Below are 25,647 nucleotides of genomic sequence, written 5' to 3' on the forward strand. Positions count from 1 at the left end.
AAAGCGGTCCGCTAATTTCGGTTCGGGTCTGCCGCATCGCGCAGGCCATCGCCAACAAAGTTAAAAGCCAGCACCACCAGAATAATAGGTACCATTGGTGCCATCAGCCAAGGGTATATTATTACCACAGAAATGTTTTGGGCCTCATTTAGCAGCACGCCCCAAGACACCGCAGGGCGGCGGAGCCCCAGGTTCAAAAAGGACAGCGCGGTCTCTCCAAGGATCATTGCGGGTATGGCCAAGCTAGCAGATGCGATAAGGTGACTGGAAAAGCCGGGTAACAAGTGGCGAAAGACGATGCGCTGTCTACTTGCGCCCATGAGTAAGGCAGCACGGGCATAGTCCTCTTCGCGTAGTGACAGTATTTTGGAGCGCACCGCACGGGCAAGCCCGGGCCAATCCAGCAGGCCAAGAATAATTGTCAAGCCAAAATAGATCCACAAAGGTGGCCATGTTACCGGCAGCGCGGCTGAAAGTGCCATCCATAGGGGCAATTCAGGCAAGGAACGGATAATTTCAATGAGCCGCTGCACAGCGCTGTCCACCAATCCCCCCAGATAACCCGCCAAACCGCCAAGGATGATGCCCAATAGCATGGAGATACTGACCCCGAGTAGTCCGATGGTAAGCGAGAGGCGCGCTCCATAGATGAGGCTGGAAAGCTGGTCTCGGCCCAGTCGATCTGTCCCCAGCAGAAACACAGGTGCATTGCCCTGCCCACAAAAGAGGTGGAGATCACTGTCAATGAAACCAAACAGTTGATACTCGCCAGCACGGCAAAGAAAGCGTAGCGGCACCGGGCGGTCAGTATCCTGCGTGTATTCCCAAGTAAGGCGTTCCAAATTGACCTTAGCCGATTGAGGATAGACGAAAGGGCCGATTAGCTTGCCTTGGTGAAACAAATGCAGCGGCTGCGGCGGTGCATAAAGATACTCAGCGTTGCGCAGCTGCGGATTGTAAGGGCTTAAGAATTCGGCGAAGGGAACGCTTAGGTAAAACAGTGCCAGAACCCACAGACAAATGACAGCCACGCGGTGGCGGGAGAAGCGACGCCAGAAATTGGCAGTGGCAGATCGCTCCCCCAGTTTTGCAAGGCGCTCCGCTTCGCGCGGGTCTTTGGGCGGGGGGAAAGGGGCCTTGTTCACATAGTGGGCTTGGGTCATCGCCGCGCCTCCGCGCCCAAGCGAATACGTGGATCCACAAAGGCCAGCAAAACATCGGAGAGCAACATCCCAAGCAAGGTGAGTGCAGAGACAAACATCAGTACGAATGCTGCTAGGAACTGATCTTGTGCCGCTAAGGCGCTCAATAACACGGGCCCGACGGTAGGTAGATTGAGCACCACAGAGACGATTACCGAGCCAGAAACTAAAGCAGGCATGAGGTTGCCGATATCTGCAATAAAGGGGTTGATGGCCACACGCAGCGGGTACTTCCAGATGAGCTGTCGTTCGGACAAGCCCTTGGCTCTTGCGGTAATGACGTATTGCTGCCCCAGCTCATCCAGCATATTGGCACGCAGGCGGCGGATCATGGCGGCGGTTCCGGCGGTGCCAATAACAATTATTGGCGTAATCAGATGCAGGGCAACGCTGATCGCCTTTTCAATTGATAGCGGCGCGCCGATGTATTCCGGTACCATGAGCCCACCCACGGAAATATCAAACCAGACATTGCCCAGATACATAAGAATAAGCGCCAGCAGAAAATTTGGTGTGGCAAGACCGAGGTAACCAAGTAATGTAAACAGGTAATCTGCCAGCGTGTATTGGCGGGTGGCAACAAAAACGCCAATGGGAAATGATATTAGATAGACAAATAGGATGGTGGCGCCGTTCAACAGCATTGTAAGCGGCAAAGTTGGTGCAACTACATGCCAGACGGGCTGCTGATACTCGAAGGACCAGCCAAAGTTGCCCTGAAGCAGGCCATCAAAACCGCTGGGTCCGGGCCACGCGCCCAGCCAGATGAGATAGCGCAGCAGAAATGGCTGATCGAGAGCGAACTCTTTGCGCAAAAACTCGAGTTTGGCGATGGCCTCTTCTTCGCCTATGGCACGCAATTGCGCGATTTGGTTGCTGATATAGTCGCCCTGCGGGAGCTCAATAATCAGAAAAACCAGGAGAGAAATAACCAAGAGTGTCGGCAGGATAATGGCACTACGCCGTGCCAAGTAGCGCCACATAACTGCAAAGCTCCGGATGTTGGCGTGGGCAACTGGATTAGCTTAGGCGCATTTTTCTAAAAGAGCAGTGAGTTGCTCGCCTCTAGTTACATTCAGGGTTAATCCTTTGTCATTTGCTGTGTTGTTTAAGATCGCGCGGGATTTGCGGCTTGAAGAACAGGTCCATTCGGTGAATTCCAAATTGGGCACCTGGTTCCCAGCCATAAAGCGCGGTTGTTGGCACGTTGCGCAAGCCTTTGACGACAACCGGCTGACGAACCCCCGTGACGAGGCCTATATGAAAGGTTTGCGCCGCGTGAATGGTAAGCATCCGCCGCCATATCTGCGCCCGCCGGTTTTTGCTCACAGCGCTCAACCATTGCTCGTAAAGACGTAACAGTTCATTTGCTTCCGGTAAGGATGGCTTGCTGCCCGCCCTGCCGTCGCTCTCGTAGTAGGCGCCCCAGGAGGCCCAACTGAGAAAGTCCGAGCGCGTAGGAGCGTAATCAACCGGAGGCATATCTGCGGTTGGGACGCCGTTTTCAAAGCCACTCCAAACAGACATCTGCAAGAGCCCGGCGCGAGCTCTAGCGCGGATTACATCGCGTTGGCTCGGCTTGATAAACAGATCAACACCAATTTCGCGCCACATCTCGCGCACCAACTCTAATGCATCGATTTCCTCGGCGTTTTCTCCAGCAGTTTCAACGATAATTTGCAAAGGACGCCCATCTGGCAGCAAGCGAATGCCATCAACGCGGCGCTGGGTTAGGCCAAGCTCGTCAAGTAAGCCATTGGCAAACCTTGGGGAGTAGCTGGCCCAAGCATGACGATAGGCAGAGCGGTAGAGCGGAGAGGCTCCCAGCACCGTGTCGTTACCGGCAATGGCAAGGCCGAAATACAGCACCTTGTTAATCAGCCTACGGTCTATTGCCAAGGAAAGGGCGTGGCGAAACCTCCTTGATCGCATAAGCGGGCCCAACACCGGATCTTGCAGGTTCAAATTTGGCAATAAAGAGATTTGTGCGCCCTTGGAAATCTCCCAAAGGTTGGTTTGGTAGCTCTCTCGTTCTTCGGCCTGTTTCAGCACGGCAATATCGGAAAACCGGAGGCCACGGGCTTGAAGATCACTTTCTCCAGCTTGTGTCTTGGTGGCAATCAGTTTGCTGTCGACAACTGTCAGGCGGATGCGGTCAATGTATGGCAGTTGCCTGCCTTGGCTGTCGATGCGGTGAAAAAACGGGTTGCGGATGAACAAGGCGCTGCGACTGCCTGCACCGGTAAGCGGGCGCCATGGCTGCAAGGAGGGCAGATCTGGGTTGGAGGCCCCGTACATATCATCAAGCCGGTTAAATAGCGGTGCCCAGCCCCGCACTTTGTTGGCTTGGATTTGTGGTTGCAGCTGCGCTGGTGATACATAATCGGCATGGAACTTGCGCAGGTAGTGGGCAGGGCGATAGATGAAGGGCGGGCGGGCCTTAGCAAGCTCTGGCAAGAACAGCGGATTAGGCACCGGCCAATCAAATGTTACAGTATGGGAACTATGCAAGATAAGCCGGGGCAATTGACCTTGCGGGCGCATAAAAGCAGGTGGACCGCCGGGGCGCAGGCTTTTGTTCAGCGCGATGTCCTGCCACCAGAAGCGCACATCCTCTGTAGTGAAGGGCGCGCCATCGGACCAGCGGTGTCCACGGCGCAAATGCAAGGTAAACCGCCGCTCGCCGAAGACTTCCAGCTTTAGCAAGATGTCCGGTTCCAACTGTAACTGATCATTGTAGCCAACAAGGCGTGCATAGCCCCACGCGTTAACTAAGCGGGCGTCTTTTGCCCGGCCTATAAGCGTGCGCAGTGTGCCCCCGTGCTCGCCCGGCTCACGACCGGTAGCGGCCACATCGGTGATATGGGGTGTCAAAGGTATGCGGAGCTCAATGGGGGGTAAATCCTTGCCCACTCGAGGGCGAAGCATGGGGGTTTCTTGTAGCGAGATTTTTTGGCCACCGGGAAACGTTAATATTGATTGGTCACCGGTAATCAACCCTTGCGCAATCGCGGGCGATACAAGAAATACAAGACAAAAAGCCGCAGCTATAAGGGCTCGGTTTGTCTTTGCCATTAAATTCCCTCCCCCTGCGCAAGAAGGGTGCCCCCAGCATGGCGCGGCGAGAGCAGGACTTGATGTGCGGGGGCAACCTGAATAAGGGTGCCTGCCTCCTCGCTTTGTAAGGTATAAGGCGATGCCCAAGCCGAAGGATCACTGGCACCTTGCTCGGCCAGATGCACAAAATCAAGGGGATGATCCGGGTTTGGTTCCGGTACGGCCTTGATCAAGGCTTGCGTGTAGGGATGCACTGGTGCGGTGATGACATCGCAGGCGGGACCAATTTCAACAATGCGCCCACAACACATCACGGCAATCCGGTCGCAGAGTTGGCGAATGACGGCTAGATTATGACTGACAAACAGATAGGTGAGGCCAAGACGACGTTTCAGCTGCATCAGTAGAGCAAGCACCTGCGCTTGTACTGAAACATCGAGTGCCGACGTTGGTTCATCGCAAATCAGGATTTGCGGGCCCAAAGCAAGGGCGCGGGCAATGCCGATACGTTGTCGCTCGCCTCCGGAAAACGCCGAAGGGTAGAGCGACAGGCTTTTGTGCTCCAAACCGACCAGTTTCATAAGTGCAACTGGCAGGATGCGGCGCAGGCGCGGCGTATCAAGCCCGTGGATCACAAGGGGCTCCAGTAAGGTAGCGCCTATGGTCATCCGTGGATTAAGAGCTGAAAACGGGTCTTGGAAGACCATTTGTGCCGTGCGGCGAAATGCTTTCAGCTGGGCTGCTGTTAGCGATGCAAGGTCATGGTTTAAATGGGGAGCAGTGTTCTGATCACGCCAGAGAACACGGCCAGAGCTGAGCGTGTGCACGCGCAGCATTGCCAGAGCCAGTGTGGTTTTCCCCGAGCCGGATTCACCAACGATCCCTAGACACTCTCCCGCTTTTAGCTCAAGGGAGATATTGCGCAGTATTGGCTTGCGTTTTTGCTGTTGCCTGCGCGGTCGGCCAAGGGGCGCAAGCGATAAGCTGGCCTTTTCCACCTTGATTAACGGCGTGCCCGCAGCTGGCACCTGCCGGTTCTCCAAATTCGGCAATGGAGGCAAGGGGGCCAACGCTGTCTCGCTGACTTTGTCCGCTTGACGGGCGCTTTGCCAAAATTGAGGCGCAGCACTTGGATGCAAAGTGGGCACAGCCCCAAGAAGTTGACGCAGATAGGGGTGGCGGGGATTGGTGAACAGCGTGGGAGCGTCGCCTTGCTCCATAATCTCGCCGTGGTAGAGCACCGTTATGTCATCGGCCATGTTGGCCACCACCCCGAAATCGTGGGTGATGAGCAGCAAGGCCATTTGCAACTCTTGCTGCATCTGACGCAAGAGCGCAAGAATGCCAGCCTGAATGGTTACATCCAAAGCGGTGGTGGGCTCATCAGCGATAAGCACTGAAGGGCCTGCCAGCAAGGCCATAGCAATCACCGCCCGCTGACGCAGGCCGCCGGACAACTGGAAGGGGTAAGCATCCAGCGCGGTTTCGGCCTGTGGAAAGTTGACCATATCGAGCATTTTGGCGGTGAGCTTGCGGGCATGCGCTTTGCTGGCGCCAAGGTGCAGCCTTGCTACTTCGCTGAGCTGATCGCCGATGGTGTGTAGGGGCGAAAGCGTGGTCATGGGTTCTTGAAAAACAAAAGAGATTCCATCACCACGAAGCAGGCGCAGCGCCTTTGACGCGACAGGAAGTGCCGCCAGATCAATTGGACCCTCTGTTGCCAATCGGCTAAGTCCGCCCCGCCCTTTACTGGCTAGCTGGGCTTGCGCTGGCGGGGGGGAAAACCATATGTGTCCGCTTGTGATGCTGGCGGTGGGCGGTAACAACCGCATTATCGCCTTGGCAAGCATGGTTTTGCCCGAACCGGATTCGCCGACAAGGGCCATGCAACGGTTTTGCGAGAGCGAAAACGACACGTCGCGCAGCAACGAACGTGTGTACCCCTCGCTGGTGAGCGAAACACAGAGGTTTTGCACATTTAGTAAAGGTATGGTTGGACTTGGCGAGAGAGCCTTGTGCATGCATTCGGACGCGGATTGTTTTTGTTTACCAGCTATCCTTACAGAAAAGGCTTGAGAAAAGGTTGGTGCCCTAGATATTGACCCTGTGCTTGGAGTAGCGCCGCGATCGCGAGTGTTCCTGCCTGGTCAAAGCAGTTGCTGGGCGCACCTCTAGCCAGATTTCTACCGGAGCCAGACGGCCACGGATGTTATGGACGCCCGCGGACTTTAAACCTGCATGGCAAGGAAGTTGAGCCGCTGTCGCCTCGCTTGCCACGATGACAACCTCGGCCTCAGGCGCGAGCTGCTTGCCCATTAACTGCAAACGATTGCTTACGTTCACAGCATCGCCTACCACAGTGTAGTTTTTCTGGGTTCTACCGCCAACATTGCCAACAATGACCTTACCCGTATGCAGGCCAATGCGCAAACGCAGCGGGGGCACTGTTCCGCTGGCATTTTTCTTTTGCAATGCGTCAGCGATTTTCCGAGCCGCGCGCAATGCTGCGGCGGCGTGATCTTCGCGCGCATCCGGCGCATTCCAGAAGGCAAGCACTCCATCGCCCATGAACTTGTCGAGGGTGCCACCTTCGCTTTCGACCGCTTCCATTATCATGGCAAAATGGTCATTGAGCAGCTTGGCAAGATCACGGGTCTCCAGCTCTTCTGAAAGGCTGGTGAAAGACACGATATCTGTAAACAGCATGGTCAAGTGTTGTTGGCTTGGCGCGACTGCGCTGGTGTAATCCATGGCGACAAGCTTGCTCATGAGCCCGCGCGGCACGTAGCACGCCAGTCGCTCCAATCCGCCTATGGAGGTGTTTATGGTTTGCGCCACATGATCCAGCTCACGAATGCGGCTGTTACTCATGGGCGCAATTTCATCGAACTTCAGTTCTCCAACCAGTGCAGCGCGGCGAGAAACCTCTTGAAGTGGAGCTGCCAGACGTCTTGCCAAAGCAACCGCAACAGCTATGGCGACAAACATAACCGCCAAACCAGCGAACAGCGACAGGATCATGCGATTATACTCATCGAAGGCGGTTTCGGCCGGCAAATATATTCCGGCCATGAGATTGCCGCGTCCCGCGTTATCGAGTGTTTTCAATAGGAGCAGATGCTCTTTGCCATTTTCTTGTAGGATCGCCATTTTCAAGCGACCTTCCTCGCCAAGAAACGCCTTTTCTCCCACTAGGTAGGGGCGCATTTGTGCCAGTACGGGATCACCGTAGGCTTCAATTGTGCTCAGCAGAGGCTTTTCTGTTACTTCCGGTAGTGCCCCATTAGAGTAGGCGATCACCCGTCCGTTGCCTCCCATAAGAAACAGCGTGCGGTGGGATCCAATGCTGATTTGGTCCAAGAAATCCGAGAGGCGCTCTAGTGACACAGAGGCAATCAAGGTGCCACGCAAGGAATGCTCACCATGGATGCGCGCGGCCACAACGGCGTAGTTGGCATGGGGTGTCTGAATTAGCCGTGCCCACGCGGTAATGTCCGTTTTGCTGGGCCAGGACCCGTGGGGGAAACGGAGTTTGCTCACTGGAAAGGGCGCATCATCATCGCCGTAAAACAACTGCTGCTGTGCGCCACTTACACGCTTGGTACCCCAGATTTTCCCGGTTTGATCAATCATGGCCGCCATTTCGATGTGGCGATCCGCAAGCAGCAGCCCTTTTAAGGTTGCCATGACCTCGGCTTTATCATCAAGGTAAAAACCTTCGCTCTCGATGTAATCATGGGCATCAAGAATGGCTTCTTCAACGGGGTTAAAAAAATTGCGAAAGGCCGTGTCTACCGCATTGATGGAAAAATGTGCATTTTCCCAGCCTAGCTGGCGGGTGTTTTCAAAACTGGCCTGTACCGAAAAGTAAAGCACCAACCCGGTTGCAACGGCGACGAGCCCACCAAAGGCAAGGCTCACGGCCCAGCTGAGCGATATTTTAAAACGATACAACGATTTCCCGAGGAACCGCAGGCGGCACCACACCTTTTGAAAAAGGTATGCAAGACTGCTATTGGCCATGTAAGTGGACGCCCCTGCCAGTAATGCCATCACAGATCTTGATGGGGCCTACCTACAGATGCCCCTCAAAAGGTGACGCACGTCATTGCAGTCGTGGATAGCTTTTGCTAGCTGTCTTGCCAAGAAACCCCAGATAGCAGAGTATCACCTCCCCCACCCAAGATTGGTGCTGTGCGCATGTAATCCAAAGGATGTTCACGATATGTGATAGGCGTGCGCAGATACTCGGGCGCCCCATCTTTTTCCGCAGGATCATTTTTAAGCCGCATAGTCCTATGGATAATCTGCGGGTCCTCCAGAGCTTCAGCGACGGAGTTAATCGGCCCGGCTGGTACGCCCGCTCTCTCGAGTTGCGCAAACAGATCACCACGCCGCCACTGCCTTAACTTGTCCTCTAGCATGGGGATAAGCGCGGCGCGATTTGCCACGCGTGCAGCATTGCTTGCAAAACGCTCGTCTTGCGCCCACTGCCCTTCGCCGAGAATGTCGCAGAGTTTTGTAAACTGGCTGTCATTGCCAACGGCGATAACCATGTGCCCATCTGCAAGCTGAAAAACCTGATAGGGCACGATGTTGGGGTGTGCATTGCCCATGCGTTGCGGAGAATTTCCGGTGGCCAGATAATTCATCGCCTGATTGGCTAATACGCCGACCTGCGCATCCATTAGCGCCATGTCAATCCATTCACCTTGCCCGGTTTGTGCTTTGCGCAGAAGCGCCGCTTGCACGGCGATGACCCCGTAAAGCCCGGTAAAAATATCGGCATAGGCGACGCCGGCTTTTTGCGGGGTGCCTTCCGGCTCGCCGGTGAGATCCATAGCGCCGCTCATGGCCTGAATGATAAAGTCATATCCGGCGCGGTGGGCATAGGGTCCGTCTTGGCCGAAGCCAGTCACCGAACAGTAGATCAGCGAGGGGTTAAGGGCCTTTAGGTTTGCGTAATCAAGACCGAACTTGACAAGGCCGCCGACCTTGAAGTTTTCCAGAACCACATCGGCACTGGCAGCAAGGCGGCGCACATGTTCCAGATCTTCTTGCTTGGAAAAATCAGCGATAACAGAGCGTTTTCCCCGGTTGCAGGCATGGAAGTAGGCGGCGTCCTTACTGCCATCGGCGTTTTCGATAAAGGGCGGCCCCCATCTGCGTGTGTCGTCTCCAGCCGGGCTCTCCACCTTGATCACTTCGGCACCCAGATCGGCGAGGGTTTGTCCGATCCACGGCCCTGCAAGGATGCGTGCCAATTCTAGAACTCGAACGCCTTTTAAAGGTGCACTCACGAAACTAGCCTCATTTCATTCAGGTGGACCGCGTGGCCGCAGCGGGTCTTTCACGCCAGAGCTACCGCTTTTTTGCGCTATTGTCGCGGGAGCATTGCTCATGATTTTACGACAGATGGTGAGGTGGGCGGCTTTGCGTAAAAACTCTCCCATTTGCCGGGTTAATAGAGCGCAATCATGCGCATAACCTGTGCCGAAGGGTTTTCTTTGCCTGCCTGCGCCCCTAATCTTAACGGCAAATGAACCCGGTGCCGCACAATGGGTGTCTTGGCCGGTGCTGTTATCTTGAGTTGAATGGAGAACCCCATGCGAAGCGAAGATGCTGGAATGATCTACTTGCGCGACTATCAACCGACCCCGTACGCGGTGGAGACGGTGCACCTGACATTCAAGTTAGCGCCAACCGCGACGCAGGTAATCTCCAAGTTGAAGTTGTCGCCACGCGCTGGGATCGCCGCTGGCGCGCCGCTGGAGCTTGATGGAGACGAGCTAGAATTTGTTAGCGCAAAGCTGAATGGCACCCCGCTTGCCGCTGATGCCTATGAGGTGAGTGCCGAGCGTTTTTGCCTGCTGGCGCCGCCTGCAGACCCGTTTGAGCTGGAAATCGAGACACGTCTAAACCCGCAGGACAACACCAAGTTAATGGGACTGTACCTTTCCAGCGGCAACTATTGCACCCAGTGTGAGGCGGAAGGTTTCCGCCGGATCACCTATTATTACGACCGGCCGGATGTGCTGGCCGTTTACACCACGCGCATTGAAGCGGATACAGCGCAGAAGTATTTGCTTGGCAACGGCAATCCGGTGGCTGAGGGCGCACTGGAAGATGGCCGCCATTATGCTGAGTGGCATGATCCGCATCCAAAACCAGCCTATCTGTTTGCCCTTGTTGCCGGTGATCTGGAAGTGGTGAGTAAGCCTTTTACCACCGCCTCTGGCCGGGATGTGGCCCTGAACATCTACGTAGAGAAAGGCAATGGCAGCAAGGCAGATTATGCCATGGATTGCCTGATCCGCTCTATGGTGTGGGATGAGAAGGTCTTTGGCCGCGAATATGATCTGGATGTGTTTAACATCGTCGCGGTTTCCGACTTCAATATGGGGGCGATGGAGAACAAAGGCCTCAATATCTTCAACGACAAGTATGTGCTGGCCGATCCGAGTGTTGCGACCGATGCCGATTATGCAGGTATTGAAACAGTGATTGCGCATGAATATTTTCATAATTGGACAGGCAATCGCATCACCTGCCGCGACTGGTTCCAGCTCTGTCTAAAAGAAGGGCTGACCGTTTACCGAGATCAGGAATTCTCTTCGGACGAGCGTTCGCGCGGGGTGAAACGGATTGAGGATGTGCGCTCGCTGATGGCGCGGCAGTTCCCCGAGGATGGCGGCCCGCTGGCACATCCCGTGCGCCCGGAGCAGTACAAGGAAATCGACAATTTCTATACGGCGACTGTCTATCAAAAAGGCGCGGAGCTGGTGGGGATGATCCGCACGCTGCTTGGCCTTGAGGGCTTTCGCAAAGGGATGGACCTTTATTTTGATCGCCATGACGGCGATGCGGCGACCATTGAAGATTTCATTGCCTGTTTTGAAGAGGCTGGCGGGGTAGATTTGTCACAGTTTGCGCTGTGGTATAGCCAGTCCGGTACACCGGTAGTGCATTCCAAACGCACACAGGATGGCGCGGCGGGCACGCTGACTTTGCATTTTGAGCAAGAGCTGCCAGCAACTCCGGGGCAATCTGCCAAGAAGCCCATGCTGATTCCGATCCGCTTTGGCCTTATTGGGGCGAGTGGCGCTGAGCTCGTCCCAAGCAAGGTGGATGGCGCCAAGGTGGATGGCGATGTCATCTGGCTCAGCGAGACCCAGCAGGATGTAACCTTCCATGGCATTGAGGAAGAGGTTGTCACCTCGTTGTTGCGCGGTTTCTCCGCTCCTGTGATATTGAAAAGCGATCTGTGCGAGTTTGAAAAACTATTCTTGATGCAGCATGACAGCGACCACTTCAACCGCTGGCAGGCGGCGCAAGAGCAGGGTACTGATATTGTGCTGGCACTTGCGGCCGGAGAAGAGCTGGAGATCACCGAACCATTTATCAAAGCACTTGGTGTGGTGTTTGCCGATGAGACGCTGGAAGAGGCGTTCCGCGCCTTGATGCTGACCCTACCAAGTTATGGTGATCTACAACGTGCCAAAGGTACCGATGTTGATCCAGAGGCAATCTACCAAGCTCGAAAAGCCCTCAGCAGCCGCATTGGCGCGCATCTGCAAGAGGAGTTGCGTGGCTATCACCAATTGCCACTGGCAGAGGCGGCGTTTGACGCCAGTGCCGCGGCGGCTGGCAAGCGAGCTCTCAACAATCAAGCACTGCACTATCTGGCCGCTTGCGAAGTGGGCGGCGGCGCGGCACTGGCGAAACAGCAATTTGATCTGGCACGCAATATGAGCGACCAAATTGCTGCGCTGCGGGCGCTGGTTCATGATGATTTGCCCGGTGCTGCCGAAGCGCTGGCCTCCTACCGAGCCCAGCATAAGGACACGGCTCTTGCCATGGACAAGTGGTTTGTCGTGCAGGCCACAGCACCAGAGGGTAATCTGCTACAGGTGCTCGATACGCTTACCAAGGATGAGGCATTCTCGTGGCGCAATCCCAACCGCGTCCGAGCTGTTGTAGACGCTTTTGCCTCTGGTAATCCCCGCCAGTTTAATGCCGAGGATGGCAGTGGCTATGCCTATCTTGCAAAAGTTGTGCTGGAGGTGGATGGCAGTAACCCGCAGCTAGCGGCACGCCTGCTCAACGCTTTCCGTTCTTGGAAGGTTTTAGAAGCAGATCGACGAGAGAAAGCCGAGTTAGCGCTTCGAAGCATCCTCGACGCAAAACAAGCCACTTCCATCAATATCCGCGACATCGCCGAACGCTGCCTACAGTAGCTTGTCAAGACCTAAAAACCCAAGGGATTCAATGGCGAATAATGATTCGCCATTGAACACATATTTTACCTTTGGCACTGGACAAACTGATTCGTATCGATTCAAATGTAGGTGATTCGAGGCACAGTCTTCGATGGATTTGCGGCGGAATTCTTTACATTTCAGGGGGCACACATGGCACGAGCCTTTGCGGGGGGCGCGTCCACGGGGCGATTCTCGAACCTAACCAGAGCAGCCAGTGAAAAGCTGGGTCAAAGCGAGGCTTTGACCGGCCATATCAAGCTGCTTGCCGAGCCGACCTACCGTCGGCTGGTTCGCAATGAGCCCTTCCTACGAAAACTCATCCCAACCCTGTGCCTCGTTTTCATCGCATTTTTAGCGATTTATCGCAGCGCGGAACTTAGCTTTGGCTATGACAGAGTTGTCCGCAAAGCGCATGATGATTTGTCTTTGATAGCGGCCACCTTGAATGCCCGTTTGAGCACAGGTGCGCATGAAAGCAGCGCTGCACTAAATGCCGAGCTGCAAAGCGCATTATCGGAGGCCCTGCCGCCGCGGGCAACCAGTGAGGGCCGACAAATCTACCTCACCAACCGCCAAGGCACTATTGTGTCGAGTGTCCCCGCTGCACCACAGGTTGAAGGTTTGCCAGTCACTTCCTTGGTTGGTAGCACCCAGCCAATGACTTTCTTTGGCGCGCGCGCTGGTGTTCTCACCGTAAACGCGGGCAGCGACAAAGAAACCTATGCTACCGTCCATCATCTGGCGGACAAGCGTGGCATGGTTGTGGTAATGCAAAGTGCGTCGGACGCGCTTAGCAGCTGGCGCACGCAGCTTTCAGTCAATGTGACGATTTTCATCGGTACGCTGCTCATAATGCTGGTGCTGGTCTATTCCTTTTTTGCCCAAGCAACCCGTGCCCAACAGGCAGATAGGATTTATGCGGCAACACGTCACCGGATTGATGCTGCACTGAACCGCGGGCGCTGCGGGTTGTTTGACTGGGACTTGGCGCGGGGGCGCATTTTCTGGTCTGCCTCGCTCTATGAAATGCTTGGGCTTGAGGCACGCAACGAAATTCTCGGGTTCTCTGAGTTCTCGGCGCTCACCAACCCGGAAGACATCGACCTGTTCCGTCTGGCAGAACAGCTGCTGTCTTCTGATGACAAGATCGTCGACAAGCAGTTTCGCATGCGCCATGTGCAAGGGCACTGGGTGTGGCTGCGCATTCGCGGTGAGCTGCAATATGATGCCGGAACCCATGAAGCGCATCTGATCGGGATCGGCATTGATGTAAGCGAGCAAAAGCAAATGGCCGAACGCTCGCGCACTGCCGACTTGCGCCTGCGTGACGCGATCGAGACCATATCCGAAGCATTTGTATTGTGGGATGCAGAAAACCGTCTCGTGCTGTGTAATTCCAACTACCGGGATCTTCATGCCCTGCCCGATCATGTAACCAAGTCCGGCACGCCGTACACCACGGTGATGGCAGCGGCACGTAAGCCGATTGTTACCACCGAACCGACGATACGGGGCGAAGGCGAGACTTGGGACAGCTGCTACGAGGCGGAGCTGCAAGGCGGGCGCTGGATGCAGGTCTCTGAACGGCGCACCAAAGACGGTGGTTTTGTATCCGTTGGTACCGACATTACCGACCTAAAGCGGCAAGAAGAGAAATTGCTGGATTCTGAAGCGCAATTGACCGCAACAGTGCTTGACCTGCGCCAATCCCGGCAAAAGCTGGAGCGCCAGGCGCAACAGCTTGTTGAACTTGCCGAAAAACACGCATCGGAGAAGAACCGCGCCGAAGACGCCAACAAGGCAAAGTCAGAGTTCCTCGCCAATATCTCGCACGAGCTGCGCACGCCGCTGAATGCCATCATCGGGTTCTCGGAGATTATGAACGAGGGCATGTTCGGGGATCTTGGCTGTGACAAATACCGCGAGTATTGCCGCGATATTCACGTGAGCGGAACTTACCTGCTTAATGTGATCAATGATATTCTCGATATGTCGAAGATCGAAGCGGGACGCATGGAGTTGGCGATCGAGAATGTACGGCTTGATGATGTGATTAGCGATGCCACCCGCGTTGTTGCCAATGCAGCGGAGGAAAAAGGGATTCAGATCTCTTGCGATGATGTGAGTGCGGTGGAAGTGCAGGCGGATAAGCGGGCCTTGAAACAGATCATGCTCAACCTGCTTTCCAATGCTGTGAAGTTTACTCCTGAAAACGGGCGGGTGTGGATTCAGTCCCGGCAAACACTTGCGCATCAGGAGCTCTCGATCTGCGACAATGGCATCGGGATTTCGCGTGAGGATATTGACCGCTTAGCCAAGCCGTTTGTGCAGGTGGAGAACCAGTTCACCAAGACGCATGAAGGCTCGGGGCTTGGGCTTGCCATTGCCCGCTCACTGGTGGAATTGCACGGCGGATCGATGTCGCTGGCGTCTAAACCGGGCAACGGCACAACGGTGACCATTCGTTTACCACGGGAGCCAGAAATTCGCTTTGTTGATAGTGATGAGTTGGCGTAGCCCGAACGACTTGTAAAGAGATTTTGAAGCCTCGGTTGCACTGTCTGCGGGGCTTTCTTCACAGCTGGTTAGGTCCATAAGGGCATCGCTTGTCTTCTGACGGAAACTCTCCGGCATTTTAGAGAACTGCGAGACTTCCTGAACAACCTCGTCAACAACCTCTGCGCTGTGGGCTGCGACCTCGCAAGAATACTGTTGAGGCGTTCCTTCCGGGTGCTGCTCTTGCCATTTGGCAAAGTCTCGATGTTCAAAATAGCCTATAGCTGCGATGCCCACAAACGGAATTGCCGCCACGACGCGGCGCAAACGCGCTTTGGCCTTGGTTTTGGCGACAGCTTTGGCAATTGCTTTACGCTTGGCAAGGGTGGCGGAGGCTGCGCTTGCTGTCATGGTGGTGACCTGCGCGCTGAGCATAACGGTTTTAACCGCAAGACCTGCGGTGGTCACTGCCAAGGAGCTACAGAGCAGCAGCAAGAAAGTTGTTGTTCTTAAAAAGGCAAATATGCGTCTCATTAAATGTTTCCCAAAATCTATTGATCCCACTCGCACTGACGCGCCGGGATAAATGTCGTTCAGCTATTTCGTCGGTGCTGCTTCCTTGTCAGGAACCACCTGCCCGATGAGGCGCTCAAACACCTGCCGCACCGCCTGCTGGTGCTCGCCAAGCAAGCTCGTCAAGCGATCGAACTGCGGCTCATTGCCAGCAACTTTAAGCAGCTCCAGTAGCCCTTTTGGCGCTTCCTCGGGGTTAAATGAACCGTCAACAGTCAATTTCAGCACTTGCACCAGATCACCATAAAGGTTCAGAGCCGGTATCAGTATATCTGCATCTGCCGCGCTGAGAACGCCAGCCTGCGCCGCTTTGCTGAGGGCATCATGGGTGCGCTGCGCCAACAGCTCGGGGGTTTTACCCGCATGGGCCAGCTGCAGGTACTGGGCGATAAACTCGATATCTACGAGACCGCCGGGGCTTTGCTTGATTTGCCATGGGGACGTGGTGGGCTTTTCCTTCTGGATGCGGCCACGCATATCGGCCACATCGGCGCGCAGCTTCTCTTGTTCACGTGATTTGCATAGGGCGTCACACAGCACAGCGTTGATGCGCTGGGTGAATTGCGGCGAGCTGCTTGCAAGCACGCGGGCACGGGTGAGCGCCATATGCTCCCATGTCCACGCTTCACTTTCCTGATAATCCGCAAAAGCGGCAAGGCGCGTGGCCAGAGGGCCGGAATTTCCCGATGGGCGCAGGCGCAAGTCGACCTCATATAAGATGCCTTCAGCGGTTGGCGCAGTAAGCGCGGTAACAAGGCGCTGGGTCAGGCGCGCATAATACTGGCTTGGAGCTAATGGGCGGCGTCCATCTGAGGCGCTGACGTCCTCGGGGAAGTCATAGAGCAGGATGATATCCAGATCGGATGAGCAAGTGATTTCCCGCCCACCGAGCTTGCCCATGGCAAGAATGGCCAGTTCGCCGCCGGGCACCACCCCGTGGGCTTCACTGAGCTGGGCAGAGACTTGCGGCAGCAGTTCTTGCAACACCGCTTCAGCCAGCACGGCGAGGCTTTCACCCATCTGGCGGGCACTGATTACCCCGGTTAGCAAACGCAGGCCGAGCAGGAATTGCTGTTCCTGCACAAAGGCGCGGGCGCGGTCCAGAGCTTCCTCGTAGTAGGTTGCCTCGCCCAGTGTGACTTGTAGCGCGCCCACCAGCTGCTCGTTGCTTGGCACATCCCCAAAGAAGGCCGGATCCAGCACCGCATCGAGCACATGCACACGCTTGCTCACGATCTTCGCCATCCGCGGCGCGGCGCCCATGACTGTGGCTAACAAATTCAGCAGGTGCGGATTGTTACGCAAGAGGCCAAACAGCTGTACCCCGGCAGGCAGGTTTGACAGGAACCTGTCAAAGGCAAACAGTGCGGCATCGGCATTTTCGGTTTTGGCGAGGGCAGCGAGCAGATCCGGCGTCATCTCGGTGAGCAGCTCGCGGGATTTCGTGGTGTGGCAAGCAGGATAACGCCCATAGTGCCAACCACGAATGATCTTAATGGTATCAGAGGGACGCTGGAAGCCAAGACTACTTAAGGTCTCCAGTGTTTCGGGGTGGTCGTCATCGCCGGTAAACACCAGTGAGCCTAAATCGTTACCAAGTTCCGGTTCTTTTTCGAAGAGGCTGGCATAATGTCGTTGCACCGTCTCCAGTCGCTCTCGCAGATCTTGGGCAAAGTTTTCACGATCGGCGTAGCCCATAAGGTGGTAGACACGCGCTAGCGCCTCCTCATCCTCTGGCAGTATATGGGTTTGTTCATCGTGCACCATTTGGATGCGGTGCTCAACATTGCGCAGGAAGATGTAGGCTTCCGTCAACTCATCACAAGCGGATTGGCTAATCCATTTGAATTCGACCAATGCCGCTAATGTCGGTAAGGTTTCGCGCAGGCGTAATTCGGGGTTACGCCCGCCTGCGATCAGCTGTTGGGTTTGAGTAAAAAACTCGACCTCGCGGATACCGCCGCGCCCGAGTTTGACATTGTGTCCGGCGACGCGGATCTTGCCAAAGCCTTTGTGGGCATGAATCTGCCGCTTGATAGAGTGCACATCGGAGATTGCTGCAAAATCAAGATATTTGCGCCATATGAACGGGCGGATTTCCTTTAAGAACTGTTCGCCAGCCTCAATATCTCCAGCACATGTGCGCGCCTTGATTAAGGCAGCGCGCTCCCAGTTTTGGCCCAAGCTCTCGTAATAGACCAACGCGGCAGGCACCGAGATCGCCAAGGGCGTGGCTCCGGGATCCGGGCGCAAGCGCAAATCGGTGCGGAACACATAGCCATCGCCAGTGCGGTCACTCATCATCTTGATCAGGCGACGGGTCATGCGGACATATTCGACAGGCGCTTCCATTGGGTCTTTTAGGAGGCAGCGCTCTGGGTCATACAGCACGATCAGATCGATATCCGAGGAATAGTTCAATTCGCCCGCGCCATGCTTGCCCATGGCGAGAATGAAGAAGCCGCTGGCTTTTTCCGGTTCCTCTTCATCAAGCGGCGTGAATTTTCCCCGTCGTTGCAGATCGCGCAGGCAAAAGCGAATACAGGCATTTAGCGAGACATCGGCCAGCCTTGCCAGCGTTTCGGTGACCTGCAGGAGCGGGCTGGCTCCGGCGATATCCGCAAGCGCTGCTGCAAGCGCAATTTGCTGTTTGGCGCGGCGTAGCTCGCTTAGCAGTTCGGCCTCGGTTTGCGGGCGTAACTGCGCCACATGGGTCAGCACCTGATCGAAATAGGTTTGCGGTGTGCTGCCAAGGGCAGCTAGCAGATCCTGCGGGCAGCGGCGGGCAATTTGGCGCAAGAACGGCGCATTGGACATGACCCCGGCGAGGAAATCCGGTAAGGCAGGATTTTGGGCGCAGAGCGCATCGTATTGCTCTTGCAAATCCATATCACTTAGGCGCTCATGCAGCGCTGCCAGCGCCTCCTTGGCATCAAGCGGGCTTGATGGTGCTGGAATAACCTTCAAGGCGGTGACGAGGGGCTGCAACACGGCGTCCATGGGGCTTCCTAACTGATATATCGAGCGTAATCACTTACCTTTGTTTGGATAGCCGGATTCCCTTGTAAAGCACAAGCGGACTTTAAGCCCCGGCTGGGCATCGGACAGTTCCAGCGAGCCGCCGTGCAGCTGCATGACCGCATGCACAAGCGCGAGACCCAGACCCGATCCGGGTTTTGAGCGCGCGCTATCAAGGCGAACAAAACGCTCGCAGGCTCTTACCCTGTCGCTCGCTTGAATGCCTAGGCCATTATCGCTTACCGTCAGACATGCGCCCGTGGCCTGCTCTTTGACCGCAACCACGATATTCAATGGCGTATCACCCTGTTGCGGGCGGCCATACTTCATCGCGTTTTCAATGAGGTTGGCCAGTGCCTGTGACACCAATTGGCGATCAACATAGGCCGGGCACGGGCTTTGTGCGTCAAATGAGAAGGTAATGCTGTCATCCTCCTCGGCCAAGGGTTCGTACAGCTCCAGCACATCGGCGGCGAGAAGCGCCAGATCCTGCGCATCGGCATGCAGTGCCGTTCCGCCTGCCTCCATGCGGGCGATACGCAGCAAGGCGTTGAATGTGCAGATGATGCTATCCGTTTCGCTCAAGGTTTCTTCCAGCGCGGCGCGCGCATCGGCGGCGCTTAAATCGCGGGAGAGCTCGGCCTCCACGCGGTTGTGCAAGCGGGTGAGCGGGGTTTTCAGATCATGGGCGATGTTATCGGAAACCTCTTTGAGGCCAAGCATCAACGCCTCAATGCGGTTCAACATGGTGTTCAGGTTTTCTGCCAAGCGGTCAAACTCATCGCCGGTGCCGGTCACATCGAGACGGCCGGACAAATCACCACTCATCAAGGTGGCGCTGGATTTGGTGAGGTTGTCGATACGACGCAAGACACGGCGATTTACAAAAACATAGGTGACAAGGGCGATGGCAAGCATGGCAAGCAGCCATAAGCTGAGCGCTTGGCCGAGCAGCCCGCGCAAGCTGGATTGCTCGGACATATCGCGGCCCACCAGCAGTCGAAACTCGCCAGGAAGGGAGAAAATTCGCACAGCGGCTTCATAGGCATGCCCCTGCTCTGGCGTATCACCGGGGCGGGCATATTGAATGAACTTGATCTCACCATCGGACTGGGCCAACACGCTTTCTGGCACTTCGCGGATGTTGCCCGCCAGTTCATTGCCTGTGTAATCCACCAGTAGGTAGAGGTTGGCGTTTGGGCGGTTGCTGCGCTGGCGAATGCCGCTGGCAAGGCCATTGATGCCAGAATAGGCGTAGCGCTCGGCCAGCCCCTCCAGATCGGTATCGATGGTCTGCACCATTTGCGCGCGCATCAGCGAGTTGGTGCCTTGCATAATGAAGAAGAACAGCGAGACAGACAGCAAGGAAAAGGCACCGATATAGATCAATGCCAATTTGAAGGCGGTGGTGCGGAAAAGCCTAGGCAGCGCGGTCATGGATCGAATACCCCGCGCCGCGGATAGTGTGGAGGAGTGGCTTGTCAAAGCCCTTGTCGATTTTACCGCGCAGGCGCGAGATATGCACATCAATGACATTGGTCTGCGGGTCAAAGTGGTAATCCCAGACGTTTTCCAGCAGCATGGTGCGGGTTACCACTTGGCCAGCGTGGCGCATCAGATATTCAAGCAGGCGGAATTCGCGTGGCTGTAGCGGGATCGCTTGTCCAGCGCGCTCAACGGTGTGGGAGAGGCGATCCAGACGCAAATCCGCCACCTGCATTTGCGTATCCGCCGGGGCGGCCTTGACCCGCTTGGCCAGCACCTCCACCCGGGCAAGGAGCTCGGAAAAGGCATAGGGTTTTGGCAGATAGTCATCACCGCCGGCGCGCAGGCCCGTGACACGGTCATCCACCTGCGAAAGCGCGGAGAGGATAAGAACCGGGGTTTCGTCCCCTTCTGCGCGCAGGGCCGAAATCAGGGCAAGGCCATCAAGGCGGGGCAACATGCGATCTACCACCAGCACATCCCAATGCTCTGTGCGGGCAAGTGATAGGCCGCTTTCGCCATCCTGCGCCAATTCGGCGGTGTGGCCCGCTTCTTTTAGGGCTTTGATCAGGTAGCTGGCGGCTTGCTTGTCGTCCTCGACAACCAGAAGTCTCATGGGGCACTCGTTTTTAGCAGAATTGCGCAGGTGGGCGGATGATGATGACTAAAGTAAAGACCGGGCGCTTGATGACAAGGCCCGGCCCTTTAGTTTTCCTGTGGGCAAACACGGCAGGCACGCGGGACAGGGGTTAAGGTCAGCCAACCGCCTGCCCGGTACACGTGTTGAGTTCCCTATTTCTTCAGCGGAATGGCGACGAACTGGGTACCGCGGCCATTGTCAATGCGCAGGAGGACGGCTTTGCGGCCATTCTCGCTGGCCTCTTCCACCAGCTCGGCAACCTCTGCAGCGCTGTTCACCGCCTTTCCGGCTACTTCAACAATAATGAAGCCGGAGCGCAGACCTTTTTCAGCTGCAGGGCTGTCCGGATCCACATCAGTGACGACGACACCTTCGTCCCCTGCCCCTTCAGCTTTAGCAGAAGCAACCTCGATGCCGAGGCTTTCCACCAGAGCGGCGACGCTGTCTTCCTCTTGCGCTTTGGACTTGGCGCCAGCCTTAGCAACGCTGTCTGGCGTGGTGCCAAGCTTGACTTTCTTGGTGAGGATTTCCCCATCGCGCCAGAACTCGATCTTCACCTTGCTATCAGGGGCATAGCCAGCAATTACCTTTGCCAGTTCGCGCGGCCCGTTTACTTCTTTGCCATCCACCTTCAGGATGATGTCGCCAGCCTTGAACTTGGCTTTCTCCGCCGGAGTACCTTTCTGGATTTCAGCAACCAGCGTGCCCTTATCACTTTCAAGACCAAGAGATTCAGCGATGTCTTCGGTGACCGGCTGGATCTGGACACCAAGCCAACCACGGGTGACGATGCCATCATCCTTTAGATCGGCAATGATGGTTTTGGCAGTTGCAGCGGGAATGGCAAAGGCGATGCCGACGTTGCCGCCGCTTGGGCTGATAATCGCAGAGTTAACACCAACCACTTGGCCCGAGAGGTTAAACGCCGGGCCACCGGAATTCCCCCGGTTGACCGAAGCATCAATCTGCAGGAAGTCATCGTAAAGACCGGCGCCGATATCACGACCACGTGCGGATACGATCCCAGCGGTGACCGTGCCACCAAGGCCGAACGGGTTGCCGACCGCAATCACCCATTCGCCAACATCAGGGGTACCTTCGGCAAAATCCACATAGGTGAAAGTCTCGTCTGTATCTACTTTAAGCAAAGCAAGATCTGAGCGTTCGTCCGAGCCAACCAGTTTGGCGTCATGCTCGGTGCCGTCCGACATAACGACAGTAAATTCGGTGCCATTGTCAACGACGTGTTCATTGGTTACCACATAGCCATCTTCAGAAATGAAGAAACCGGAGCCCTGCGATTGGCCGTAGCGTTTGCGGGGTTTTTTATCTTTTTTACCGCGTTTGTCGTCTTCACCACCAAATTCTTTGAAAAAGCGCTTGAATGGATGATCCTCTGGCAGGTCCCTGAACATCGGAGGGAAACCGCCACCGCCGCGGGAAAAACTTGACTGTTCGAGTTCTGCCTTCACGCGAACGGACACAACGGCGGGCTGGACTGCTTTGACAACCGGGGAGAAGTTGGCGATCTGCGGAGCCTCTACGCTTACAGGGGCCGCTTGCGAGGCGACAGGTGTAAGAGCAATAGGGGCAACGAGAGAAGCAGCCACCACAAACATACTGGCACTACGCAGTGAGCGCTTTAAGAACGAAGGTTTGGTGCTGGCAATAATCTGCGACATAGAACAGTGTCTCCTTGCATTTCAACTGTTGCCAAGAGCGTTAGGGGTTCGCCCTTGATGTTGAAAAGAAGTATGGCGCGATTAACCTTACAAACACCTATCCGCAGCATTACAAATTGGTAATCTTGTCTGAAAACCACAGGTCAGAATTGCCTGGGCCTCTATTCGTCGCGGAACAACTCTTCCAGTTCCTTGCGCTCGTCAGACGTCAACTCTTCATCCTGCTTTGGCGGCATTCCTTTTTTTCGCCGATAACTCATATAGATAGCGCCTCCGCCGATAAGCAGCACCAAGGGCCCTCCAATCCACAAAAGCAGGGTTTGGGAGGAGAAACGCGGTTTTAGCAGCACAAACTGGCCATAGCGATCAACTAGGAAATCAATGACTTCTTCGTCGCTGTCTCCTGCCTGCAAGCGCTCCCGCACTAACAGGCGCAGATCTTTTGCAAGGCCAGCGTTGGAATCATCAATGGACTGGTTTTGACAGACCACACAGCGGATTTCCTTTGACAGCTCTCTGGCCCGCGCTTCCAGCGCCGGATCGGCGAGCACTTCATCCGGCTCAACGGCCCAAGCAGGGCCACCAAGGCCGATACCAAGAGCAAGAAAAAACGCGAGGGCACGCAGGCCCGCCTTTAGAGCTGTTTGGATGCTATTCATCAATCTCTCGCGTTCCTTCGTTTGTTTGCTGGTGGTTAGCTTTGTGCCGATTGCTGATCGCCGGTGTTGTTGGCCACTTTTCGGTGTGCCTTGGCACTAAGCGGCGCAGCAACACGCAAGCGGCGATCAAACAAGGCGATGGTACCACCGGCCGACATTATCAGACAGCCAATCCAGATAAGCAAGATAAGCGGTTTATGATAGATCCGTGTGACCAGTCCACTTTGTCCCACAGGATCGCCGACTGCCAAGTAGACCTGCGAGAAACCGAAGGTGGCAATGTCGGTCTCGGTCATCGGGCGACCACTGGCCACATACACCCGCTTGGAGGGGTGCATTTTCCGCACGAACTCGCCATCTTTGCTCAGAGAGTAGCTGGTGACCCGCTCTTGATAGTTTGGCCCGGCCAAATCCTCAAAGCCCTCATAGGTCAGTTGATATTCTTGGAAAGAGGTGGTTTCACCTGGGTGCATGACCAGCACTTTTTCGCTTTCAAACTGCGAAACGCAAAGGACACCCAGCGCGGTGACGCCAATGCCTAGGTGTCCAAGTGCTGTTGACCATACGGTTTTTGGTAGGCCGATTAGCCGGTGCCAAGCACGAGCAAACCCGACTTTACGCGGGGCCACACGCTCCACCAGCTCCCAGAAGGAACCGAGGATCGTCCAGAAGGCGAGCGCAAAGCCAATTAGCGCGAAGACCTGTCGTCCCCCCTCTGCCCAGAGCAGCAAGGCAGCGGCAACACAGGCCAGTGCGAATACGAGGCTGAGGCGCTGGGTTACGCCTTTGAGATCGGAACGCTTCCACGTGAGCAGCTGGCCAATGGGCATCAGCAGCAGCACCGGCACCATGATCGGGCCGAAGGTGAGATTAAAGAACGGCTCACCAACGGAGATTTTCTCGCCGGTTGCCGCTTCCAGCAGCAATGGATAGAGCGTACCGAAAAAGACGGCAGCTGTTGCTGTGGTCAGGAACAGGTTGTTCAACACCAAGGCGCCCTCACGCGAGATCGGCGCAAACAGCCCCCCTTGCTTCAAAGCAGGTGCACGCATGGCAAACAGGACAAACGAGCCGACGATAAACACCATCAGGATAGCCAAAATAAACAGGCCGCGTGAAGGGTCTACTGCAAACGCGTGCACCGATGTGAGTACACCTGAACGCACCAGAAATGTGCCGAGCAACGATAAGGAAAAGGTGACGATGGCAAGGAAGATGGTCCACACTTTGAGCGCATCGCGTTTTTCCATCACCAGCGCAGAGTGCAACAGCGCCGAGCCGGTAAGCCATGGCATAAAGGAGGCGTTTTCTACCGGATCCCAGAACCACCAGCCACCCCAGCCGAGCTCGTAATAGGCCCAGTACGAGCCCATGGCGATGCCAAGTGTCAGGAAGATCCACGAAATCAGCACCCATGGGCGCACCCAACGGGCCCAAGCTGCATCAATGCGCCCGATGATAAGCGCGGCAATGGCAAAAGAGAAGACAATGGAAAAGCCAACATAGCCCACATACAGCAGCGGCGGGTGAATAGCGAGGCCGACATCTTGCAGCATCGGATTCAAATCCCGCCCCTGAACGGGGGGATTTGCCAAGCGCAAGAACGGGTTGGAGGCGAGGATAACAAAAAGCAGGAACGCAAATGACACCCAACCTTGCGCTCCGAGGGTCGCCGCTTTTAGGTTCTGCGGCAGCTTGCCGCTAAAGCCCGCGACAAGCGAACCAAAAAGGGCAAGGATCAGAACCCACAGCAGGATCGAGCCTTCGTGATTGCCCCATACTCCGGATATTTTATAGATGAGCGGTTTATCGGAGTGGGAGTTCTCCGCCACATTCAACACGGAGAAATCCGAGGTCAGGTAGGCGTAGGTCAGTGCCACAAATGATAGGAGTACAAACGCAAAGATAATATGCGCCACTGGCGCGGCGGTGCGCATCAAGCGTGTATCACCGTTTACGGCCCCCCACATGGGGAACACGCTCTGATACAGCGACGCGACCAGCGCCAGGATCAGCATAAAATGTCCAAGTTCAACGATCATTGCGTTTGCTCTGTTTTGGCGATGCGTTTTTCGTATCTAGCACAAGTTGGACGCGCGGAGGCGCGGCGCATTGGCTTATTCGTAATTAGCGCTTTGCGCGTCTTCCTGCCAGTGGCCCTGTTCTTTTAGCGCGTCGGCAACTTCTTTTGGCATGTAGTTCTCATCGTGCTTTGCAAGCACCTGATCGGCTACGAATGTGCCTTGAGCATTAACGACACCTTCGGTCACCACACCCTGCCCTTCGCGGAACAGGTCGGGCAGGATGCCTGTATAGGTGACATTAACGCTTGCGTCACCGTCGGTAACCGAAAAAGTAACAGTCTCGTTCTGTCCACGCACCACCGATCCACTTTCAACAAGGCCGCCCAAGCGGATGCGCTGTTCCGGCGCTGGTGCTTTTGCGGCGATGTCGCTCGGGCTCTGAAAAAACACAATCTGGTCGTTCAAGGCAAACAGGATCAAGCCAGTTGCAAAGGCAAGCGCACATCCTGCCATGGCGATTAGCGTTAAACGCCTTTGTTTACGGGTCATT

Annotated in this window: 16 protein-coding genes; 2 read left to right on the forward strand and 14 right to left on the reverse strand. The window is 55.6% G+C overall.

Annotation, left to right across the window (positions count from 1 at the left end; translation table 11 throughout):
* Positions 1-11: 11 nt before the first annotated feature.
* The 6 genes from AYK82_RS13810 to AYK82_RS13835 all read right to left on the reverse strand — a co-directional run bounded on the left by AYK82_RS13810 (position 12) and on the right by AYK82_RS13835 (position 9,559).
* Positions 12-1,163 carry an ABC transporter permease gene (locus AYK82_RS13810; RefSeq protein ID WP_068317072.1) on the reverse strand — a complete coding sequence of 384 codons (1,152 nt, stop codon included), beginning with the start codon at positions 1,161-1,163 and terminating at the stop codon, positions 12-14.
* A complete protein-coding gene (locus AYK82_RS13815; RefSeq protein WP_068317074.1) occupies positions 1,160-2,185 on the reverse strand; it encodes an ABC transporter permease in 1,026 nt (341 codons plus the stop codon). The genes AYK82_RS13810 and AYK82_RS13815 overlap by 4 nt, the downstream gene beginning before the upstream one ends.
* Positions 2,186-2,294: 109 nt before the next feature.
* A complete protein-coding gene (locus tag AYK82_RS13820; RefSeq protein WP_068317078.1) occupies positions 2,295-4,277 on the reverse strand; it encodes an ABC transporter substrate-binding protein in 1,983 nt (660 codons plus the stop codon).
* Positions 4,277-6,280 carry a dipeptide ABC transporter ATP-binding protein gene (locus AYK82_RS13825; protein ID WP_082733941.1) on the reverse strand — a complete coding sequence of 668 codons (2,004 nt, stop codon included), beginning with the start codon at positions 6,278-6,280 and terminating at the stop codon, positions 4,277-4,279. The genes AYK82_RS13820 and AYK82_RS13825 overlap by 1 nt, the downstream gene beginning before the upstream one ends.
* Before the next feature lie 70 nt (positions 6,281-6,350).
* On the reverse strand, positions 6,351-8,312 hold the full coding sequence (locus AYK82_RS13830; RefSeq protein ID WP_068317083.1) for an adenylate/guanylate cyclase domain-containing protein: 1,962 nt from the start codon (positions 8,310-8,312) through the stop codon (positions 6,351-6,353).
* A gap of 77 nt (positions 8,313-8,389) precedes the next feature.
* The gene (locus AYK82_RS13835) at positions 8,390-9,559 is read right to left on the reverse strand and encodes a CaiB/BaiF CoA transferase family protein (RefSeq protein WP_068317088.1); all 1,170 of its coding nucleotides are present in this window, start codon (positions 9,557-9,559) and stop codon (positions 8,390-8,392) included.
* Between the two features lie 306 nt (positions 9,560-9,865).
* Here AYK82_RS13835 and pepN point away from each other — a divergent pair, with 306 nt between their 5' ends.
* Positions 9,866-12,496 carry an aminopeptidase N gene (gene pepN, locus AYK82_RS13840; protein ID WP_068317091.1) on the forward strand — a complete coding sequence of 877 codons (2,631 nt, stop codon included), beginning with the start codon at positions 9,866-9,868 and terminating at the stop codon, positions 12,494-12,496.
* 174 nt (positions 12,497-12,670) lie between these two features.
* Positions 12,671-15,037 carry a sensor histidine kinase gene (locus tag AYK82_RS13845; protein WP_068317094.1) on the forward strand — a complete coding sequence of 789 codons (2,367 nt, stop codon included), beginning with the start codon at positions 12,671-12,673 and terminating at the stop codon, positions 15,035-15,037.
* On the opposite strand, the gene AYK82_RS13850 is transcribed toward AYK82_RS13845, so the two are convergent.
* The 8 genes from AYK82_RS13850 to ccmE all read right to left on the reverse strand — a co-directional run bounded on the left by AYK82_RS13850 (position 14,987) and on the right by ccmE (position 25,646).
* Complete coding sequence (locus AYK82_RS13850) at positions 14,987-15,550, reverse strand: hypothetical protein (protein ID WP_068317097.1); 564 nt, start codon at positions 15,548-15,550, stop codon at positions 14,987-14,989. The genes AYK82_RS13845 and AYK82_RS13850 overlap by 51 nt on opposite strands.
* 63 nt (positions 15,551-15,613) lie before the next feature.
* Entirely contained in the window at positions 15,614-18,589 is a 2,976-nt protein-coding gene (locus AYK82_RS13855; RefSeq protein ID WP_068317100.1) for a bifunctional [glutamine synthetase] adenylyltransferase/[glutamine synthetase]-adenylyl-L-tyrosine phosphorylase, read from the reverse strand.
* A gap of 30 nt (positions 18,590-18,619) precedes the next feature.
* A complete protein-coding gene (locus AYK82_RS13860) occupies positions 18,620-20,044 on the reverse strand; it encodes a sensor histidine kinase (RefSeq protein ID WP_068317101.1) in 1,425 nt (474 codons plus the stop codon).
* Positions 20,028-20,708, reverse strand: a complete 681-nt coding sequence (locus AYK82_RS13865) for a response regulator transcription factor (protein WP_068317104.1) — start codon at positions 20,706-20,708, stop codon at positions 20,028-20,030. The genes AYK82_RS13860 and AYK82_RS13865 overlap by 17 nt, the downstream gene beginning before the upstream one ends.
* 176 nt (positions 20,709-20,884) lie before the next feature.
* Positions 20,885-22,414: a Do family serine endopeptidase gene (locus AYK82_RS13870; RefSeq protein WP_068317106.1), complete on the reverse strand. Its 1,530-nt coding sequence runs from the start codon at positions 22,412-22,414 to the stop codon at positions 20,885-20,887.
* 161 nt (positions 22,415-22,575) lie between these two features.
* Positions 22,576-23,073 (reverse strand): cytochrome c-type biogenesis protein, encoded by a 498-nt coding sequence (locus AYK82_RS13875; protein WP_156453375.1) that lies wholly within the window; start codon positions 23,071-23,073, stop codon positions 22,576-22,578.
* Between the two features lie 35 nt (positions 23,074-23,108).
* Positions 23,109-25,115, reverse strand: a complete 2,007-nt coding sequence (locus AYK82_RS13880; RefSeq protein ID WP_068317109.1) for a heme lyase CcmF/NrfE family subunit — start codon at positions 25,113-25,115, stop codon at positions 23,109-23,111.
* Positions 25,116-25,190: 75 nt separating this feature from the next.
* On the reverse strand, positions 25,191-25,646 hold the full coding sequence (gene ccmE / locus AYK82_RS13885) for a cytochrome c maturation protein CcmE (RefSeq protein WP_068317361.1): 456 nt from the start codon (positions 25,644-25,646) through the stop codon (positions 25,191-25,193).
* Position 25,647: the final 1 nt, after the last annotated feature.

Origin of the sequence: Polycladidibacter hongkongensis (assembly GCF_001561995.1) — a bacterium.
Classification (GTDB): Bacteria; Pseudomonadota; Alphaproteobacteria; order Rhizobiales; family Stappiaceae; genus Pseudovibrio; species Pseudovibrio hongkongensis.

What these genes read in the sequence shown, in the direction of transcription:
- AYK82_RS13810 (WP_068317072.1), bottom strand. Translation starts at nt 1,163, where the DNA reads ATGACCCAAGCCCACTATGTGAACAAGGCCCCTTTCCCCCCGCCCAAA.
- AYK82_RS13815 (WP_068317074.1), bottom strand. Translation starts at nt 2,185, where the DNA reads ATGTGGCGCTACTTGGCACGGCGTAGTGCCATTATCCTGCCGACACTC.
- AYK82_RS13820 (WP_068317078.1), bottom strand. Translation starts at nt 4,277, where the DNA reads ATGGCAAAGACAAACCGAGCCCTTATAGCTGCGGCTTTTTGTCTTGTA.
- AYK82_RS13825 (WP_082733941.1), bottom strand. Translation starts at nt 6,280, where the DNA reads ATGCACAAGGCTCTCTCGCCAAGTCCAACCATACCTTTACTAAATGTG.
- AYK82_RS13830 (WP_068317083.1), bottom strand. Translation starts at nt 8,312, where the DNA reads ATGGCATTACTGGCAGGGGCGTCCACTTACATGGCCAATAGCAGTCTT.
- pepN (WP_068317091.1), top strand. Translation starts at nt 9,866, where the DNA reads ATGCGAAGCGAAGATGCTGGAATGATCTACTTGCGCGACTATCAACCG.
- AYK82_RS13845 (WP_068317094.1), top strand. Translation starts at nt 12,671, where the DNA reads ATGGCACGAGCCTTTGCGGGGGGCGCGTCCACGGGGCGATTCTCGAAC.
- AYK82_RS13850 (WP_068317097.1), bottom strand. Translation starts at nt 15,550, where the DNA reads ATGAGACGCATATTTGCCTTTTTAAGAACAACAACTTTCTTGCTGCTG.
- AYK82_RS13855 (WP_068317100.1), bottom strand. Translation starts at nt 18,589, where the DNA reads ATGGACGCCGTGTTGCAGCCCCTCGTCACCGCCTTGAAGGTTATTCCA.
- AYK82_RS13860 (WP_068317101.1), bottom strand. Translation starts at nt 20,044, where the DNA reads ATGACCGCGCTGCCTAGGCTTTTCCGCACCACCGCCTTCAAATTGGCA.
- AYK82_RS13865 (WP_068317104.1), bottom strand. Translation starts at nt 20,708, where the DNA reads ATGAGACTTCTGGTTGTCGAGGACGACAAGCAAGCCGCCAGCTACCTG.
- AYK82_RS13870 (WP_068317106.1), bottom strand. Translation starts at nt 22,414, where the DNA reads ATGTCGCAGATTATTGCCAGCACCAAACCTTCGTTCTTAAAGCGCTCA.
- AYK82_RS13875 (WP_156453375.1), bottom strand. Translation starts at nt 23,073, where the DNA reads ATGAATAGCATCCAAACAGCTCTAAAGGCGGGCCTGCGTGCCCTCGCG.
- AYK82_RS13880 (WP_068317109.1), bottom strand. Translation starts at nt 25,115, where the DNA reads ATGATCGTTGAACTTGGACATTTTATGCTGATCCTGGCGCTGGTCGCG.
- ccmE (WP_068317361.1), bottom strand. Translation starts at nt 25,646, where the DNA reads ATGACCCGTAAACAAAGGCGTTTAACGCTAATCGCCATGGCAGGATGT.